The sequence below is a fragment of the Spiroplasma floricola 23-6 genome (genome assembly GCF_002813555.1).
Lineage (GTDB): Bacteria > Bacillota_I > Bacilli_A > Mycoplasmatales > Mycoplasmataceae > Spiroplasma_A > Spiroplasma_A floricola.
Map to the genome: position 1 here is coordinate 702595 of NZ_CP025057.1, position 21282 is coordinate 723876.

Consider the following 21282-nt stretch of genomic DNA (forward strand, 5'->3'; position numbering starts at 1 on the left):
TTTTTATTTTAATTTGATTTTCATGTTCAATATCAGAAAGTTTATTAATTTTGCTGCAAATACAAAATAAAATAATTTTCAATCAAGAGCTGATTTTTTTCTAACTTTTTGCATTTCTTTTCAATTCTTGTTAGCTTTTAAAAAGATAAAACCCTGAATCATAGAAAAAAGTACAAAGACTGCAATAACACCTGTTACAACAGCAAGACCTAACCATAATCATGACATTTGTATTTTTAAAGTATGTATTATAAGTAATCTTACAAAAATACTAGTTAAAACTAATGAAATAATAAATAAAATCATTGAAGAAACAGTTACTTTAAATATGCCTGTTTTAACTTTTCAGTTTTATTGTTCTTATTTTTTGTCCCATTTTAATTAAAACTAATATTTTATACAAAGTTTTTTAAAAAATATTAAAATTTTTGTTTAAATATAATTTACTTTATACAATTAAATAAGCATTTTTATTATTAAAAACAAAACTTATATTGTTTTATTTTGATATAGTTTTCAACTAATTATTTGTTTATTTTTCCAGCTTCATATAAATTTTTAAAATGTCCTGGTTTTTTAATTAATTCATTAAATGTTCCCTCTTGAACAATCCCTCCACCATTTGCACCAAGTACAATAATATGATCAACGTTTTTAATGGTTGAAAGTTTATGAGCAATAGTAACACTTGTTCTACCTTTCATTAATTGATTCAATTTTGATTGAATTTCTTTTTCAACAATATTGTCCAAAGCACTTGTTGCTTCATCAAGAATTAACAATTCTGGATCTTTTAAAAACATTCTTGCTATAATTAAACGTTGTTTTTGCCCTCCAGATAGCATAAATCCACGTTCTCCTAAAATTGTTTTATAACCTTCAGGTCAACTCATTACTAATGCATGCAATTCTGCTTTTTTACATGCCTCAATTGCATCATCATCAGTTGCATCAAAACACCCATATTTAATATTATCTAAAACAGTTCCAAATAAAATTTGAGGCTCTTGTTCAACATATCCAACATGATTTAAATATGTAGATAAATTAAGCTCTTTTAAATCTTCTTTATTATTAATCAAAATTTGTCCTTCTGTTGGATCATAGAAACGAAGTAAAAGTTTAGCAATTGTTGATTTTCCACTTCCAGTTTCTCCAACAAAAGCATATGATTTACCATATTGTAGTGTAAAGTTAAAGTTTGGTAAAATTAAATTTTCTGGTTTTTCAGGGTATCTAAAATTAATATTTTTAAAAACAATATCACCTTTTAAATCCTTAATTTCAATTCCTTCATGATAGTGGAAATCTAAAATAGATTCTGCATTTAAAGTTCTCAAAATCCTAGCTGATGAAACTCCTGCCATAGCAGCTCCTCCTGAAATTACAAATAATGTAATAATAGGTCCTGTTAACATTCCTTGTGCCATTACAAATGAAGGAAACAATTGAAAGAAAGCTTCCATTTTACTAGTGTCTGCACTTCCTCCAAAAAAGACTGCAGCAAACATTGGAGCTGTAAATAATAATAAGAAATCTCCTGCAAAAACAATCATTGAAAAAATACTTAATCATTTTCCAATTGGCTTAGCTTGTTTATAATAATCTATATGTTTTTCTTTAAAATGCTCTGTTTCATAATCTTCTGTTCCAGTTGATTTAATCAATCTAATAGAAATAACTCTATCAATTACATTACCATTAGTTTTTTCCATTGTTAATCTTACTTTTTCATATTTTGCCACTAAAACTGCATAACTTACAAAGAATGAAATTAAAATAAACATAAAAATAACAAAACCAACTAAAGCAATTCTTCATTCAAGTATAAAAGTTAATGATAAACCAATTATAGCTTGAGAAAATGCACTTGCAACGTTCATTGGAATATCAACAGCTTGATTTCCAACAATTTGTGAATCAGAAATTACATTAGTTAATAGTTCTCCTATTTTTTTATCTGAATAATATGAAATATCTTGTCTTACTAGTTTTTCAAGAATTTCATTTCTCAATTTAGTTTCAATTTGTTTTGCAAATGTATTTGATCATCAATTAAATAAAAACGAGTTAATTAAATTCAAAAATAAAAGTACGACTGAAATAATTATTAATTGAATTGTTGAAAGTCCTCAATAATCAAGTAATCAAAAACCATGATTTACAGTTTGATGTGTTAAAGATAAATTAATTTGATTAGTTAATAAAGGAGCTAAAAATAACATGAAAGCTCAAAATAGAAAATTAGGAATTATTCATCAATTTTTTTTGAAATCTTGTTTGTAGTATTTAAAAAATAAAAACAAAAAAGCTCTATTATTTGATATTTCTTTTTTCTTTTTCATAAATTTCTTCTCCTTACTAATTGTTTTGTTCTAATAGTCCAGCTTCATATAAGTTTTTAAAATGACCTTCAACTTTGATTAAGTCAGCAAAAGTTCCTTGTTGTACTATTCCTTGTGCATTTCCCCCAAGCACAATAATGTGATCAACATTTTTAATTGTTGAAAGTCTATGAGCAATAGTAAAACTTGTTCTACCTCTCATTAATTCATTTAATTTACTTTGGATTTCTTTTTCAACAATATTGTCCAAAGCACTTGTTGCTTCATCTAAAATTAAAACCTCAGGGTTTTTTAAAAACATTCTTGCAATAACAAGTCTTTGTTTTTGTCCCCCACTTAGCATAAATCCACGTTCTCCCAAAATAGTTTTATAACCTTCTGGTCATGATGAAATTAAATTGTGAATCTCTGCTTTTTTACATGCTTCAATAACTTCTTCATTTGTTGCTTCAAATCTTCCGTATTTGACATTTTCAAATACATCACCAAACAGAATTTGAGGTTCTTGTTCAACATAACCAATATGTTTTAAATAACTTGCTAGATTCAAATCTTTTAAATCTTGATTTTTATTAATTATAATTTGTCCATTACTTGGATCATAGAATCGCAATAATAAACGTGCGATTGTTGATTTTCCACTACCAGTTTCTCCAACAAATGCATATGATTTACCTTCTTCAAAAGTAAAATTAAATTTAGGCAATATTAATTTTTCTGGTTTTTCAGGGTATCTAAATTCAATATCTTTAAATACAATATTTCCTCTAATATTGTCAACTACAATTCCACTATTGTAATGTGGATCTAACCTTGTTTCTGCATTTAAAAGTTCAGAAACATGAGTACTGGCAACTCCAGACATAGCTAAAGAGAATGTAATTCCCATTAAACTATTAAATGTTGATATTAAACTTGCTTGATTAATCATATAAGCAGGAAATGTAATTGCAAAAAATAATGTAGCTGCTTGAGGATCACCTTTAATTGAATAAATAATACCTGCAATAATTGGAATAGCAAATTGCAAAATCATTGATCCAGCATAAACTGTTGTTATTAAAAAAGATAAATTTAAGATAGCAGGTTTATGAGCTTTATAGTTTATTTGTTGTTGTTCTTCAAAATAAGCTTTCTCATAATCTTCTGTTCCTGATGATTTAATTAATCTAATAGTTGCAACTCTATCAGTTACATTACCATTTACTTCTTCGTAAATATCTCTAACTACTTCATATTTTTTAACTGTTTTTGAATAAAATACAAAATATAAAATTAATAGTGCAAAATAAATAATTGATCCAAAGATAGCAATTTGTCAAGATAAAATAAATGTCATTGTAAATGCAACAACAAATTGAGAGATTGCAATTCCCATGTTTGTTGGAATTCTAACAGCACCCTCACCTAAATTTTGTGTATCTGCAACAACACTTGTTAAAATTTCTCCTATTTTTTTATCTGAATAATATGAAATATCTTGTCTTACTAGTTTTTCAAGAATCTTATTTCTTAAATCAACTTCAATTTTTCTACCTAAAATTCAAGAAAAATAGTTAAATACATATGTTCCAATTGCATCAATTAAAATCATACAAACACCAATTATTATATTTGCTTTTGAACTTCACCCTCATCAAATAGCTTGTTCATTTTCACTAATTATATTATTTTCACTTTTAATAGATAATGTTATTTGTTGTGTCAACAGAGGAATTGAAGCTCTTGTTAAACAAAATGACAAAATTGTTATAGTCAAAATTAAAGTAATTCATCAATATTTTACATAATATCTTGAAATTATCTTAAAAAATTCCATACTTTTAGATTTGGTTTTTTTAGTTTTCATAAGTCCTCCTTAAGTGCAATATATTTATAATATCATTTTGTTTTAATAAGTATTAAGAATTATTTTATTATATTTTCCAAGTTATTTTTTTAGTTAAAAAAATAAAATAAAACTTTCTACTTTTGAAAAATTTAGAAAGTTTATTTTATATTTATAATTATACGATTTTTTTTAGTATTTTTTTATTTTTTTTAAATTTATCTTAAAAATAAAAAACAAAAGATATGTGTTTTATAACATATCTTTTTAAAAAAAATATATACTAATTAAGATATTTATTTTCTGTTTAATAATAGAGATATATTTTTTAGTATTTTTATTTTTATTTGTGAAATTTTGTGAAGTATTACTCACTAATTCAAAATTATTAATTTAATACTTTTTTATTAATTGGCAGAAATTGTTTTTCCTGATAAAAGAAATAGAGGATTCATTTCTAATAGAAAAACAACTATAAGAGTTTAAGGCCAATTACATAATTAATAATCATTGAATTAGTTTTATTATTTTTACATTAAATTTATAAGAATTTTTTTTACTAGTTGCACATTGAATTAAAATATACACTTACTATATTTTGACTGTTTATTATTATTTTTTAATCCTAAATCATCTTTAAAATTTTATTAGCATAATTAGCAATATTATTTAATGATACTAGAGATATTGATAATGGAGTTTAACCTAGTAAATTTATTCCAAGTAGTTTTAGTAAAAAGTTTATTATTTTTACCCTTTCTTTCAACAATCCCACCCTACCGACCAAAAATTAAATATTCATTTACTTACAAATTTATCTTATTTAAATCTCTAAAAAATTAGCATAAAAAAATAAAGAAAAGTCTTTATTTTTTGAAAGTTTTCTTTATTTTTATCATTTTTGTAGTCTTTTATATAATTTGTTAATTTTAAATTTTTAAATTAAGTTAATTTCTGAAATAAGTAATTTTGTATTGTTCTTGTTATAAGTTAACTTAATATTAAATACATATTCAACATTTCCATCTGTTACATTATATTGGAAATCATTTATTGAATTTTTCTTTGTTGTTACTTTTAAAGTTTTTAATAAATCACTAGCTTCTTTTTCAAATTGTTTTTCTAATTGATCACTGTTTTTTATTCAAGATTTAATTACTGAATTTGCTCCTCCAATAATTTCTTTAATATCTCCTAAAATTTTAAATAATTGTTCCAATACTGATCCTTGTTTTATAGTTCCATTACTGTTATATCCAAGAATTTCAAACATTTTATCTAAGTTATTTAAAGCTTTTTCAAGAGTGTTGTCTTTACTTAATCTTGCAACTAATTCTCCAAAATCACTGAAGTTAATTTTAGCATTTGTAGTTATATCAAAAGCAGTGTTAAATTCATTTACAATATCTTTAATTGATTTTTTATTTAAATAATCTAATAAACCTGCTCTTGATTGATTGAATTTATTATTTGATTTTGAAGATGCTCCTCCAAATAAACTTGAAAGATTAATTTCATTGATAGGTGTTGACATTAAATTTTTAATTGAGAAATTTAAAAGTTTATTTGAGTTATTTCATAAATATCCCATTCAATCTGCAGAAAATTTGTCACTATCATTATTTTTTACAATTTTTTCCATAAATTCTTTTATTGGACTTGGTAACATATCTGTCATTTGAGTTGCAGCCATTAAAAATATTGTAAATAAATCTCCACCATACTCTTCTGCTAAACCTCCATTAATAATTGATCTAATTAAAGCATTTATATATATTTTCATTTTTCCTATAAAAGGAGCATCAACTTCTATAAATTCTTTTCCCATTGCTTTTTGAGCAACTTTAGAAACTAATCCCATTAGTCCATCATTTTTATTATTTTCAAAATCTTTGTCTAAACTAAAACTATTTGAATTTGTAGCAAATAAAACTCCTATAAAGTTTTTAAATGAAACTCCTGTTTCATCTTTGTTAACCATAAAACTTAATTTTTTAAATAATTGTTTTAAGTCAATTGTGTTTGATTGAACTTTGGCAGTTCTTTTTGCTTCAATTTGTTCTAAAGTTAATACGTTTGAAGTCATTTCATCATAACTAAATTGTTCTATATAAATTAACAGTGTTCTTACAAATCTAATAATTTCAGCTATTGAATCAATATTTTCTATATAGTCAATATTTAATGATTTTTCTCCTAAAATTAATGATTTAATATTTGTTCCTAATTTTTCTTTTGCTGCTTCTTTATTAGAATCAACTTCACTTTGATTAGAATATTTTAATTTTTGAACGTTTTTTCCATTTAAAATTTTATCTAAAGCATTTGAAAGACCAATTACACTTGAATCAAGTGATGTTTGATAACTCATATCTTTGTAAATATCATTGCTAAATGCATTTTCAAGATATTTTAAATTTTCTTGGTTTATTACTTTTCCTAAAGTTTTTAGAATTTCAGGAGTAATTATTCCTGAAATAGCTCCTGGATCGTTTGCAACTAATCCTAACATATCTTTAAGTCCTTCTGGATTTGATAAAAAATCCAAAATTGTTGGTAACATACTTTTAATTTTTCCTAGGATACCTTCAGTGCTTTTACTTGGATCAACTACATAACCTTGATAAACGTTATCAGATAATTTTAAATTATCTGATAAAAGATTTGTATCAAAATATTTTTTAGCAACTGTATCATATTTAGTGTTACTTTCAACTTCTTCTGATTTATCAAAATCAGTTAAACCTAAAGTAGATAAATATTCATATTTAACTTTATTTTCCATTGTATATTGTGAACTAAAATGTGATTTACCATCAGATAAAGTTTTTTGATTTATATAAAGTGTTTTTGAATATTGAGACAATAACTTAGATATTGTATCTTGTTTGACATCATTTTCAGTTCCTTTATTTGTTGAATTCTTACCACATGCAACAACAACACTTGCAGTTGAAGTAGTCATTGTAAGAGCTCCCATTATGCTTAATAATTTTTTCATTTTATATTTCCTCTTTTCTTATTTTTTAATTCATTTTTTTTCAATTTCTTTAAAGATAAAATCTTTTGCGAATTCATGACCAACTTTTGTTGGATGAACAAAATCTATAAAAAAGAAATCATCTTCTTTACCTTTATTACCAGATTTAACTGTTGCTTTAACTTCTAAGTTATCAAATTCCACATCAGATAAATTTGGCATTGTTGAATCACACAATTCATCACTAATATTTTTTGATGAGTTTAAAGATTTAAACTCATTTAGCATTTCTTCAAATCTGCCATATAAATCAAAATGAAGAATTGAGTTATTATAATTTTTATTTGCATTAATAATCATTTTTGTAATCTCATAATTAAAATCATCTCCGATAAATTTAATTATGTCTTTATCTGATTGTGATTTTTTATTGTATTTTGGAATAAGTGTCATGTCTGGAGGTGAAAGAAAAATTATATTTCTAGCACCATTGTTTAATAATGTATATAATGCATTTTTAATATTTTCCAACGCACCTTGCATTATCTCTTCTCTTTTTTTAGAATCATTTACATTATCTAAAATAGCAAACATGTCATTTCCCCCTATCTCTACTAGAAATAAATCATCTGAATGAATTATTTGTTGTTCGATAAGTGCTTGAGCTTGTTTATAAATTCCAGTATTACCCATTAATAATGAAGCAAGTCCACCTTGTTCATAAGCAGTTGCTCCCCCAATTGAGTAATTTTTACCTCAAACTTTTTGATTATTGTGATCAATATCTGCTTTATGAATTAAGTTTGATGAGCCAAATTCTTTAGTTGAGAAATTTAGTTTATTGTTTATCAATGCTGCGGTAGTTGGCCCATTGCTAAAGCCACCTTTATATTCACCTGACATTTTAACATTCACATTTAACTCATCTTTAGCAATTGTAACTAGTCCACCTTGATCACTTAATGAGTCACCAAGTGTAAAAAAGTTTGAAAAACCCATGTGTTTATTTTTATCATCGCTTGTATCTTTTGCATTTCTTTTGTCAAATTGAGTTCCTATGTTTTTATCAAAATTAAAATTGATCTCATCAGATTGAGGAATACACGAGACAACAGCAGATGCAGTTGTTGTTATAAAACTGAGTGAAGCAATTATAGATAATAATTTTTTCATTATTTATTAGCTCCTTTCTTTCAATTTATAATTCATAAAGTTAAAAAAGTTAAAAATGTTGGAAGTATAACTATTAGAAAAATAAAGAATAATATTACACCTGCTCTAAAAACTTCTAAAGTATTTGTTAAGAAAGGATAAGATAATTCTTCTTTGGTTACATTTTTCTTAGTCATATTTGATTCATTTAAATCTTTATTTTTAAATATGCTGTGTCCTAAAATATTAAAACCAAATTTAATATTTTCGATTTGTTTATTTAAAAATCAAGTTTTATTATTAATAATCATTGTTCCTAATGATTTGTCTATACTTATTCCTTCTAAGCCTGGACCTTTAGATTTCATTCATGAATCATAAACATCTTGATCAATAATTGTTTGATCTCTTTTAACTTGTTTATAGAAACTTGAAGAAAATGCTTCTTTAAGTCCTCCACTTTGAAACATTCATTGAATTCCACTATGTACATAAGCATAGCTTAAAAATTCAGTTGCCACTGCTTTGTCAAAATTTATTAAGTCCAAACCTAAATCATAAAGATCTACATCTTTTTTGTTCTTAATATCTTCACTTCACCTTTTTTCAAATCATTTTTCTGCAAATTGACTATACTTTTCTTTTTTCTCAACTAAATCTTTATCTTCATAACTATTTAATGTTGAAAGCGCATCAGTTGTATAGGCACTTTTGATAGCAGAGTTCATAACTTCTTCAAAAACAATATCTTGACCATCTATTACATACATACCCTTGGGCATAATCTGCTTAATTTGCTTTTCAATACTATTTATAAATTTTTGTGATTCTAAACCAATTCCTGGAGTTATCATTAAAAAACTTAATAGAAATAGAAATGAAGTACTTATTGAAGCTATAATTATTTTCATTTTTAATTTCTGTTCAAAGAAATTTTTAAATTTCAATTTCATATTTTCATCCTTTTGTTAAATATTTATTACAATTTTATTTAGAATCTAACACTTAAAGTATTAAACTCGATAAAGGAAAGTTACATTTTTTGTAACTACTTCTCACTTAATGATTTTTAAAAATATTTTTAAAAATATTTTTAAAATAATATTAAGCTTATATAGAATATATTCCTTTCTTTTTTTCATATCAATAAATTAAATAATATGTAAAAACTTGACTTTTTCTTTTTTTCTTTACTTAAAAAATAATAATTTTTGATTATAACTAAAAAACACCTATTTTACTGTCTTTTTTAAAGAGTTTATTAATAAGTAAATTGTAAAAAAAAAAAAAAAAACTATAAAGAATAGTAAAAATATAAAAAATAATATATTTTAGATTAAAAAAACACTATTAATGGGGTTTTTTAATGAGAATTTATTAAAATATAAAATATTTTTAAAATATAAAATGTTTTTACAATTTCATATCTTAACAAGATATATCTGAATTATTTTTTTCAAGTAAACTAAAACTATAAAAAATATTTATTTGAAATGTATTAATATTATTTTTATTATTAATTATTGAGTTTTAATTTTTTCTTTTATTTAATGTTTAAAAAATAAAAACATCTAAAATAAAATTAATAATATTTTTTACTATTAGTTTTATTTTAGATGTTCAATTATAAAAATAATAATATTTTTTATAGAGTTTATATTTTAAAATTAACTATAAAAAATTTGAAAATATTTTAATTGGATAATTAATAAGTCATGAGTCATGTATTTCTTTAATTATTTAAAAGATACTGAATAGTTTTTATTTTTTTTAAATATTTTGAGAAAGTAAAATAAAATTAAAAATATATTGACATAATGAAAAAAGAAAGTTAATTTTTTTGACTTTCTTAGTTAAATATAAATATTTTAATTTTTTAAAGCTTTTTGGATAGATTCAATATTAATAGGTAATCTTACAATATTTTTTAATGGTAGTTTATTTTTTACTAAATATAAAAATAAGAAATTAATCTGCTGATAAGTATCAAAAGCAACAATAATTGAGTTTTCAAATTCATCATACTTAAATATTTTTATATTTTTTTCTTTTAAAAATACTTTAAAAGTTTCTAGATCAAAAGTATTTTTAATATAAACTTTATATTTTTCATAAATATTTAAACTAGATTTTTTACCATTAAAAACACATTCACCATTATCTATTATTATTAAATCATCAACAATATCAACAATTTCATCAATATTGTGAACTGTAATTATGACAGTTTTCTTATTTTTTTTGCATTCCATTAAAAGTGTTTTAATTTTATTTCTTCATAAAGAATCAAGATTAGCTCCAGGTTCATCTAAAATTAAAATGTCAGGATCTTTTATGAAACACAAAATTAAATTAACTCTATTTTTCATTCCTCATGAAAAAGATTTAATTTTTTTATCTTTTGATTCTCAAAGTTCAAAATATTTTAATCAGTGCTCAATTCTTTGAATTGAATCTTTTTTGCTTATTCCCATAGTAATGCAAATATCAAATAAAAATTTATAGCAACTTATTTCATATAATGAAAAATCCATTTGTGTATAGTATCCTATTTTTCTGTTAATAGTATAATAATTTCCCTTTTTACGACTAATATTATCAATTGAAATATCACCACTAAATCTTTTTATAATTCCTAAAATAGAATTTAAAATAACAGATTTTCCACTACCCGATGGTCCTAAAATAGCTGTAATTTTTGATCGCTCTATGGAACAGTTTACAGGTCCTATTTTTTTGGCTTTAAATTTTTTAACAAAGTTTTTAAATATAATTAAATCATTCATATTCTCACCTCTAACCATTTAGATCCATTCTTTTAAATTTTAAACAAGCAACCAAATTATTTATTAAACCTAAAATAATTTGTGCTATTGCATAATAATATGGAGGAACAAAATTATTATATGTATCTCCAACAATTTTATTATTTGTATCTAATTTAAATTTATAGCCTGGCTTTGTAATAAATAAATTATCTTGTTTATTAAAAAATATTTTATTTCTTGATTCAGGTTCAAATCAAATATCATCATAACTTTCTCCACCAAAGTATCTATAGTTTTGTAAAACGTTTGCTGTAAAGTTTACATTTAATAAAAGATTATAAAGATTTCTTGATTTTTCATACTCTTCTCATGTTTCATCACCTGTTGCAATTGTTGAATCTTCAAGTACTGTTAGATTATCTGTATAATTTAAAAAATAATTTTCTAATAAGTGCATTGATAACATAGTTTTAAAAAATAGACTATTTTCTATTAAATCTTTTGAGTTATCTATATCTAAACCAAGTTTATGATCTGCAGGTGAATAATGATATTGATAAATGTCTGCAAGATATTTTGCTTGAAATAAAACTTTTTGGTTTGTGCTTTTATTTTCAATTCAATTTATATCCTTATTATCTTTATCATCAAAGAAAATAAAATGCTCAAATAAATTACTTGTAAATGATTTAAAGTCAGTTTTATATTTAAAAATATAGTTTGTATATTCTACAAATTGAGTTAACACTTTTTTAGTTTTTACATCTTCTGTTCTATTTATTTTTTCTTGTATTTCTTCGATTGATAAAAATTTATATTTCAAATTAAATTTAAAAGTCACATTATTATTTTTTCAATCTGATATTTCTTCAAAATTTTTATTCATTGAAACTATTCTTGTTGGTTGATCTAATGAAAAAGAAGATGACTTTTCTTCAATTACACCAATTGTTTTTCAAAAATTAATTCTTTTTTCAATACTTTTTGAAGTTTCAAAACTTGTTGAAGATCTTGTATCAGTTAAATATTTATTCTCAATAAAGTTATTAAAGATTTCTAAACTTAAATCTGGGAATCTTATTTGTCCATTTAAAACATGCTTTTTTAAATCATATGAGTCATAAATCATATTTACTTTTTTTGATAACGTTACTGGAAATCCTTCATTTTGATAATTTAACTTTAACAATTTATGATCTTCTCCTTGCTTTAAAAATAAATAAGGTAGATTACTGATAAAAGTAATAGACATAATTAAAGTAGCCATAATTGTTGAAACTTGTATATTTGAAAACAATGTTATCATTGAGAAAAAACCAATAAAACACAAGCAACTTGCAAATGAATAAGCAAAAAAAGTTAAACTTATTTTAAAAATAAATCAAGAGAATTTTAAAGAAGATAAATAATTAATAGAATTCAAAAGTATAAATGGAATTAAACAAATAATAAAAGTTAATAAAATAAATGTAAAATAGTTATATAAAAATAATTTTCTTCTAGAAATTTGTTGAACAACTTGAATGTTTAAAGTTTTGTCATTTACTTTTGAAATATAAAAAAACTGAACAAGTCTTAAACAAATAAGAAATAAATTTACAAATACACCAATTAATAAATAGTAGTCATAAAATTTTAAAAAGAAAGCATTATTTTTTTCAATAGCTGAAAAAATACTAATAAATAATGTAAAAATTAAGAAAATTAGATTTAAAACTATAAAAGATTTTTCTTTAAATATCATTCTCAAATTAAATTTGATAATTCATGTTAAAGGTATTCTTTTCTTTAATTCTTTCATAATAACACAAACCTTCTATTTTTTAAGTTTAGAAACACTAAAATATTTTACTAAATTATGAAATTTAATAAAATATTTTAAAGGAAACATAAAATTATTTTTATAAAATAAAATTATTTTTATAACTTTTGAAAAAAAAGTCATAAAGTGACTTTTCATTATTATAGATTACATTACTTATTTAAGCTTTATTTTTTCTAGAATTATAAAGAAAAGGAGCTTCTTTATATCTTGATTTAAAAAAATAAATATTAATATATTTTCCTCTAAATTATTTTTTCATGTATTTTTATAATTTTACTATTGCTTTTTTACATTAGAATTTTACTTATTTAAAAATATTTCTCAACCCACCCACCCACTTTAATATATTTATATTTTATTTATAAATATAAATAAAATATTTTTCATTTGTGAGTGTAAAACATTTTAACTAAAAATAAAAAAAAGAAAAAATGTTTTCTTTATTTTTTCTTAGTTTTTCTTTTTTGTTTTTCCTTTTGAATATCTAATTCAACTAATTCTTGAGCTAGAATTCTGTTTCTTCTTCATGGATCTGGTTTATAGTGATAGACTGTAAATACAATTCCATCTAAAGTTAACATACATAATACAGGTATCATTGAAATTGCCAACGCTCCTGGAATTAAGTATCAGTTTGTTGAATTATAACTGCTTAAATTATTTAAGTTTAATATTTTTTCATTAAGTCCAGGAATACAAATTGAAATTAAATTTAAAGCTATTGCTAGCATACTTGCAATTCAAAGTGGTTTATTAGTAACTATATTTAATTTTTTTTGAACTTTTCAATTTGATAATTTTATAAAGTTTGCATACAAACATGGAGCACAAGTTATTACAATAAACATTGCAGTTCTACCATAATCTCCTATTTCAATTTTATTTGCAACTGAAATATCTTTATTTCTTAAAGCTTGATATCAATTTGTATAACCGTGATTTTCTCCTAGAATTCTGTTTAATTCATTTTGATTTACAAACATCATTCCAAAGCAATAAGCTCCAATTGAAGCTAATGTTGTAAATAAAATTATTTTAAATAGAGTATATCCCAATCCTTTAAATAATGAATTTTTACCTTTAACTGGTTTTATTTTCATTAGAGTTGAATCGTTTGAACCCATTCCCATTGCAAGAGCAATTATTGACTCAACAATTAAATTCATTCATAAAATATTTGTAGCTTCTAATGGAGAAACTGAGTTTATAGTTGATAGAATAAAAATTGATAAAACGTTTGCTAAATTCACACCAATAACAAAAGCAATTGCTCTTTTAATTTTTTGATAAACGTTTCTTCCTTCATTAACACCTTTTATAATTGTTTCGAAGTTATCATCAGTTAAAATAATATCACTAGCTTGTTTTGCAACATCAGTTCCTGTTATACCCATTGCAACACCAATATCTGCTTTACTTAAACTTGGAGCATCATTTACTCCATCCCCTGTCATTGAAGTAATGTTACCCTTCTGTTTTAAAGCATCAACAATTCGCACCTTATGTTCTGGATTAACTCTTGCAAATACTTTAATTTGTTCAATAACTCTTAACAGTTGCTTGTCATCTAAACTATTTAAAGTTTCACTACTCATAACTTCATATTCTGAGTGCGCTAAGTCTAAATCTTTTGCAATCGCAAGAGCAGTTACAGCATGATCTCCTGTAATCATAACAACTTCGATTCCAGCATCATGTGCTAATTGAACAGCATTAACTGCAGTTTCTCTAACTGGGTCAATCATACCTACTGCACCTAAAAATACTAAATCATGTTCTAAGTCATCTTTATCTTCTAAACTATCATAGTTTAAGTGATATGCAAATGCCAAAACTCTTAAAGCATCTTTTGAAAGTTCATCTGACATTTCAAGCAGTAACTTTTTGTCTTCATCTGTAATGTCTCTTAAGACATTATCTACCATTATTTTTGTACATCTTTGAAGTAATTGATCTATTGCACCTTTTGTGAAAGTAGTATTAACTTTGTTAATTTCATTAACAGTTGTCATCATTTTTCTTTCACTGTCGAAAGGCATTTCATCAATTCTTTTTCAAATATCTCTTGAATCTTGTTCATCATAGCCAATTATTTCAGCATAATCAACAAGAGCCAATTCTGTAGGATCTCCAATTCTTTCAGTTCCTTCAGTAACAGAGTCATTACATAAAACTAATGCTTTTAAAAATAAATCCATATGATTGTCATTTTTTTCTTGTGCATATTCAGTTGAAGTAATAATTTTATTGTCCATTATCATTTTTTTAACAGTCATTTTATTTTGAGTTAATGTTCCAGTTTTATCTGTACAAATAAAATTAACATTTCCTAAAGTTTCAACTGCTTGAAGTTTTTTAATAATAACGTGTTGCTTTACCATTTTTTTGGTACTAATACTTAATGTTATTGATACAACTGCAGCTAAACATTCAGGAATAACACCAATTGCTAAAGTAATTGCAACCATTAAGTAGTTTGCTCAAGCTTTTTGATCTCCACTAAAGAATAATGTAGTAAAGATTAAAATTGCTAAAATAAAGCTCAATCCACTTATTCAGTAAGTAAATGAGTTTAATTTTTTTTCTAATGGAGTTGATTCTTCTTCACTTTCGTTAATTGATTTTGCAATTTTTCCAATTTCAGTTTCTTGACCTGTTTTAATTACAACTCCAATTGCTCTTCCTGAAGTAATAAAAGTAGACATAAATGCTATATTTTTCATTTCAGCCAATATTGTTGTTGTTTCTTTTAAAGGTAAATGAGTTTTTTCAACAGGCAATGATTCTCCTGTTAAATTTGCCTCATCAATTGTTAAGTCACTTGATTCAACAATTCTTAGCTCTGCAGGAATATATTTTCCAGCTTCTAAAACAACAATATCTCCAGGAACAAGTTCTGAAGCATCAATCTCTTGTTGCATATCATTTCTAATAACAACAGCTCTTGGTTTAGAAAGTGATTTTAAAGCATCCATTGATTTTCGTGCTTTAATAGTTTGTACAGTTTCTAAAATAGCATCAATTAAAACTATTGAAAGAATAACTGCTGCATCTATAAATTCAGATGCTTGAATATGACCACCATTTGAAATAATTGGAGCAACTATCGATACAACTGCAGCTCCCATTAGTACTAATAAAATTGGCTCTACTAGTGTTTTTAGAAATATCAAATATCAAGGAGTTACTTTTCCTTGAGGTAGTTCATTTAATCCATATTTAGCCTTTTTTGATTCAACTTGTTCAGTTGTTAAACCTTCTTTGATATTTGTTTCTAATTTTTGTTCAAGTTCCGTTTCAGAACTTAAGAGATTTTCGTCCATATTTGATTCCATTTCTTTGTTTTTAAATATAATAAAATTATAACAAAAATATTTATTCTGAGTAAAAAAATTATATAAAAAAACACTTTAAAAAGTGTTTTACTTTAGAATTATTCTCATAATTTAATTCCATTAGAATCACTAATTTCTTTAAATCATTTCCCTGAGTTTTTAATTCTTCTTTCCCCAGAACCTGTTCCAAAGTTATCTAAATCTACATATATAAAACCATAATTCTATTAATTTGTGTAAACTTATTCTAATATTTTTATAATTGATATAGATTATTGCTTCATTTTAGTAAGAGAACTAAATGCTTGAATAAAAGAAGTACTTCAGATGGTCATTTTAAAATCTTTATAAAAATGGTAAATTTGTTTTTTTATAATTGAACCCATTTTATATCAAAAAATGATTGGTCCTAAAAAAGGAATAAAAATTATAATTACTAAGTTTCTTTTGTTTATAGCAGTTATAACTTCATTTTCTTTATAAAAACTTATTATTTTATACATTGTTACTCTTTCCAATATTGGATATATTAACCAAATAATCATTGCAATTATAAATGCTATACTTCATGGATTTTGAAATCCTCTCTTTTCAATACTGTTAATTGCAACAGAATAGATTATTGGCATAATAACCAATTTAAAAATACTTAGATAAAAGTTTTTTTAAATACTAATAAAGTACTTAATTTATTGTTAAAACCTATCTCTTGTTTTTCGTTCTCTAAAATCATATTATTACTCCTTTCATACAGGATCATGCAATTTGTTACAACAAAAGCATAAACTATAAAAAACTTTATTTCCTATCTCAATATATACATTTCTAAGTCAACTTAATTATATTACCTTACTAATATGTAGAACACTTTGCTGACTACTAATAAAAGAATTTTTAAAAAAAAATATTTCTTTAGGAAATATTTTTTACATCTTATTTTTTTATTTAAAAGTATATTCCTAGAATTTAATTTTAAATTTTGACTAAAGTTCTTTTGTTTTCATAAAGTTTTTAAATCAATCAAATGATTTTTTCTTAAATCTATCTCCACTGCCTTTGTGATAATCATCATAATCTACAAAGATTAATCCATAACGTTTTGACATTTCATTTGTTGATAAGCTTACAACATCGATTGGAGTTCACATAGTATAGCCAAATACATCAATTCCATCAAGAATTGCTTCATTAATTTGTTCAAAATGTTGTGATAAGTACTCTATTCTATAATCATCTTCAACAGTATTTTTCTCATTTAACTTTTCAACAACACCAATTCCATTTTCTGATATGAATAAAGGTATTTCATATCTATCTCAAAGTTCATTTAAAGTAACTCTCAATCCTATTGGATCAATTTGTCATCCTCATTCAGTTGCTTGTAAGAAAGGATTTTTTCCTCCCATTAACAGATTTCCTCCAGCTGAATCAATTAATTCTTTTGAAATAGTTGAAGTCATATAGTAACTGAAAGTTATATATTCAACTGGATTTTTGGCAATTACTTCTAACTCTTCTGGTGTAGTTTCAAACTTAATATTGTGTTGTTCAAAATATCTTTTTGAATAAGTTGGATATTTTCCTTTAATCATTACATCATAATAGAAGTATCTTTCCATTTGTTGAAATTGTAAATTTTGCATTACATTAACTGGATTACAATCAGCATAGTAAGTTGTAATATTTGCAACCATGCACCCCATTTTAATATCTTTTGAAATAGTTTTTGCAATTTCAATAACTTTAGCTTGAGCATAAAATTGATTGTGCAATCCTTGATATGATGCATTTCTAAATTCTTCTTCACTTTTAAAATCTTCTCTAAAAATTCCTAATCCTGTAACAGGAGATAATGGTGCAACATTAATTTCATTAAATGGCAATCAGTATTTAACTAAATCTTTATATTCGTTCATAATTACTGTTGCAAATTTGATATATAAATCAATTACTTTTTTGTTAACTCATCCTCCATAATTTTTAGCAATTGGATAAGGAACATCATAGTGTTGAATAGTTAACATTACTTCCATTCCTGATTTTTTACATTCTTTAAAAACATCTCTGTAAAATTCTAATCCTTGCTTATTTGGTTGTGCTTCATCTCCATTTGGAAATATTCTACTTCATGCAATTGACATTCTATAAATATTCATTCCTGCTTCTTTGAATAAAGCTATATCTTCTTTATATCTGTGGTATTGATCAATACCATATCTTTTTGGATAATGTAATCCTTCCTTATTTTCAATTGCTTTTTCATAATCTTGTTTAGTATAAGCACTCAATTCAGTTACACTTTTACGATCTAAATTTGGGTTAAAAGGTCTCATTTCTGAAATAGTTAATGATTTACCATTTTCATCATATGCACCTTCTACTTGTGTAGCTGATGTTGCTTCCCCTCACAAGAAATCTTTTTTTACAAATTTCATAATTTGCCTCCTTAGTTAATAGTTAATAAATTTTGTTTTTCTTGTTTTGTAAAGTAAATTTTTTTCTTTTCTTCAAAACCATAGCCTACTTCAACTGCATTAATTGCATTTCAGTATAAATTTTTATATTGTAATAATTCAACTTTATCTGTTTCTTTTGAAATTTCTTCTACAAATTTCTCTGAAAGAGTTTCCAATTCTTTAATTGTTTTTTGATATTTCTTAACAAGTAATTCATTTTCCTTAATTAAGTTATCTTTTTCTAAATTTATAGGATTAATTTTTTCTGATAAATTATATGAATTATATTTTTCAACAATTATATCTATTTTTTCTTGATCAAGTTTTTCATTTTTTTGAGCTTTAATTGCTTTTTTATAAAGTGATGTTTTATGTTTTTCTTCAGCACCATTTAATCTTGCAAGTTTAGCTTCTAATTTTAAAAGTTTTTGAATATACTTTTCATAATCTTTAATAACTTGTTCTTGTTCTTTGATATCTAAGCTTAATTTTTTAGCTCTTTGATCAAATGAAGTCATGTTCTCAAATTTTATTTTTCTCAAAATATTTTTCATTTTATTTGAGATTTTAACTGAGTATTTATATTCATTTTTTCTTTCTTTATAGAATATAAATGTTAACAATATTCCAACTCCAATTGCAATAACAAATGAAAGTAACAAGAAAACTTTATCTAAGGTTTTATCATAACTTAATAACGCCAATATTCCTTGTGGACCAACAGTATTTTGTACAACTCCTGTTGCTCCACACAATAGTGCTCCAGCAAATGATGCTACACAACCAATTAAGAAAGGTTTAATTTTTGGTAAATTAACTCCATAAATTACTGGTTCTGTTATTCCAAATACACCTGCAGGAATACTACTTAATGCAAGTTGCTTTAAGTTTCCATTTTTTGAAAAAATTGCAATACCAATACATGCACCAAGTTGTCCCATAACAGCTATAGGCACTGCAGGTAACATTTCTGATGGAACAGGACTTTGAGATATCATTGGTAACATTAAAGTCATAGCAACAGCAACGTGAACTCCTGTTAAAACTAATGGTTGTCACATTAACGCAAATAGAGCTACTCCAAGTCCTCATGGTAATTTTTGTCCAATTAATGTTACAAATTGAGCCATTAAGAATTCTAACAATGATAAGATTGGTCCTGCAATAAACATAACTGGAATTATAGTAAGAATTATAACTAATGCACTTCTAAAGACAATATCAATTGCAGAAGGCATTCAAGTTTTAATTCATTTATCTGCATAGAAACAAATGAAACCAGATAAAATAAATGGCAAGACACTTCCTTCATATGCTTTTACAACAATTGGATAATTTCCAATTTTAAATAAGAATCATCCTGTAATACCATAGTTAGATTCTGACATTAATTCTCCAAATTTTCATTCATCTGAAGAACTGACTCCAACACTTGCAAACAAGAATCTTGATGTTAGAATCAAACCTATTAATATTGCAACTATTGTACTTCCACCTAAATATTTAACAGTGTTATAAATAAAAAACACACCAATTAAATTTAAAGATACTTTAGATAAAATATACATTAGTACTGAAAAAATATCAGCATTTGCAAAACCAGCTTCAGGATTTACAATTGCATTTGATTGTAACAATATTGCATACAATGCTCCAAATATACCAGCTGCCATCAATACAGGAATAATTGGAACCATTATTCCAGCAATGCCTTCAACAACAATAGTGCCAAGAGATTTTTTAACTTTCTCTTTTACTTCTTGAGTTGATCCTGAATAGTTTTCTTCTTTTTCTATTTCTTCTCTAACTTTGTAACATTCCCCCCCCCCGATAATAATTTGTAATTCATCACCTGTTCAATTAATTCCTTTTACAAGCTCATTAGTTTTAATTTTTGCTTCATCTACTTTAGTTTTATCATTAATATTAAATCTAAGTCTTGTCATGCAATTATAAACTCTTGAGAAATTTTTTCTTCCTCCAACTGCATTTACAAATAATTCACTAGCTATTTGATACTTGGATTTAAACTCTTTTAACTGAGTGTCTTTTTTTTGTGCTACAAGAGGTTTATAACTAATTTTACAAATTAATTCACCCTTTTTATATTTTCCTTCTTTTAAGTTAATAACTTTTATATCTTGTGCACTAGTTGGATCAAAAACTATTGGTGTTTCACTTGTTATGTTATTCTCTTTTAAAATTTCTAAATCTACTTCAAATATTGGATCATTTAACTTTAAGTTTTGCTCAAGCTTAACTTTTTGAGTAAAAGGTTTTCCATTTAGTTTAACAGTATCAATACCACAATGAATTAGTACTTCTATTTCATTGTTAATTTTAAAACCATAAGCGTGTTTAGTATCAAAAGTCATTTTGCACTTGGCTTTATCAAATGGTAATACAAATCTGCCATTATCAGGTACAATAACTATTCCATCACCCAGCATTTTTTGTGAGAAAACTTCATCACTACATTTAGTAATACTTTTAACTTCACAATCAACTGGAGCATATAAATTTATTTCCACTTTTATTCCTCCTTATAGTAATATTTTCCATAATATAATAAAAAAAAGAATAGATTTTTCTA

At 24.3% G+C, this 21282-nt stretch carries 12 protein-coding genes and 1 pseudogene; all 13 read right to left on the bottom strand.

What is annotated here, in order from left to right:
• Window positions 1-3: 3 nt before the first annotated feature.
• The 13 genes and pseudogenes from SFLOR_RS03215 to SFLOR_RS03270 all read right to left on the bottom strand — a co-directional run bounded on the left by SFLOR_RS03215 (window position 4) and on the right by SFLOR_RS03270 (window position 21220).
• On the bottom strand, window positions 4-306 hold the full coding sequence (locus SFLOR_RS03215) for a hypothetical protein (protein ID WP_100916655.1): 303 nt from the start codon (window positions 304-306) through the stop codon (window positions 4-6).
• A 218-nt stretch (window positions 307-524) separates the two neighbouring features.
• A complete protein-coding gene (locus SFLOR_RS03220; protein ID WP_100916656.1) occupies window positions 525-2345 on the bottom strand; it encodes an ABC transporter ATP-binding protein in 1821 nt (606 codons plus the stop codon).
• Window positions 2346-2361: 16 nt separating this feature from the next.
• On the bottom strand, window positions 2362-4194 hold the full coding sequence (locus SFLOR_RS03225) for an ABC transporter ATP-binding protein (protein WP_100916657.1): 1833 nt from the start codon (window positions 4192-4194) through the stop codon (window positions 2362-2364).
• A gap of 916 nt (window positions 4195-5110) precedes the next feature.
• Window positions 5111-7174 (bottom strand): MOLPALP family lipoprotein, encoded by a 2064-nt coding sequence (locus SFLOR_RS03230; protein WP_100916658.1) that lies wholly within the window; start codon window positions 7172-7174, stop codon window positions 5111-5113.
• Window positions 7175-7192: 18 nt separating this feature from the next.
• Window positions 7193-8326 carry an SGNH/GDSL hydrolase family protein gene (locus SFLOR_RS03235; protein WP_100916659.1) on the bottom strand — a complete coding sequence of 378 codons (1134 nt, stop codon included), beginning with the start codon at window positions 8324-8326 and terminating at the stop codon, window positions 7193-7195.
• Window positions 8326-9258, bottom strand: coding sequence for a hypothetical protein (locus SFLOR_RS03240; protein WP_100916660.1), 933 nt, complete (start codon window positions 9256-9258; stop codon window positions 8326-8328). The genes SFLOR_RS03235 and SFLOR_RS03240 overlap by 1 nt, the downstream gene beginning before the upstream one ends.
• A 915-nt stretch (window positions 9259-10173) precedes the next feature.
• Window positions 10174-11091 (bottom strand): ATP-binding cassette domain-containing protein, encoded by a 918-nt coding sequence (locus tag SFLOR_RS03245; RefSeq protein ID WP_157806942.1) that lies wholly within the window; start codon window positions 11089-11091, stop codon window positions 10174-10176.
• A 10-nt stretch (window positions 11092-11101) separates the two neighbouring features.
• Entirely contained in the window at window positions 11102-12874 is a 1773-nt protein-coding gene (locus SFLOR_RS03250; RefSeq protein ID WP_100916662.1) for an ABC transporter permease, read from the bottom strand.
• A gap of 464 nt (window positions 12875-13338) precedes the next feature.
• Entirely contained in the window at window positions 13339-16221 is a 2883-nt protein-coding gene (locus SFLOR_RS03255; protein ID WP_100916663.1) for a cation-translocating P-type ATPase, read from the bottom strand.
• Between the two features lie 110 nt (window positions 16222-16331).
• Window positions 16332-16454 (bottom strand): annotated as a pseudogene (locus SFLOR_RS06125) (family 1 glycosylhydrolase); the annotation flags it as partial.
• Window positions 16455-16505: 51 nt separating this feature from the next.
• Window positions 16506-16862, bottom strand: a complete 357-nt coding sequence (locus SFLOR_RS03260; RefSeq protein ID WP_100916664.1) for a hypothetical protein — start codon at window positions 16860-16862, stop codon at window positions 16506-16508.
• Window positions 16863-17216: 354 nt separating this feature from the next.
• Window positions 17217-18668 carry a glycoside hydrolase family 1 protein gene (locus SFLOR_RS03265; protein WP_100916665.1) on the bottom strand — a complete coding sequence of 484 codons (1452 nt, stop codon included), beginning with the start codon at window positions 18666-18668 and terminating at the stop codon, window positions 17217-17219.
• Window positions 18669-18679: 11 nt separating this feature from the next.
• On the bottom strand, window positions 18680-21220 hold the full coding sequence (locus SFLOR_RS03270; RefSeq protein WP_100916666.1) for a glucose PTS transporter subunit IIA: 2541 nt from the start codon (window positions 21218-21220) through the stop codon (window positions 18680-18682).
• Window positions 21221-21282 lie beyond the last annotated feature (62 nt).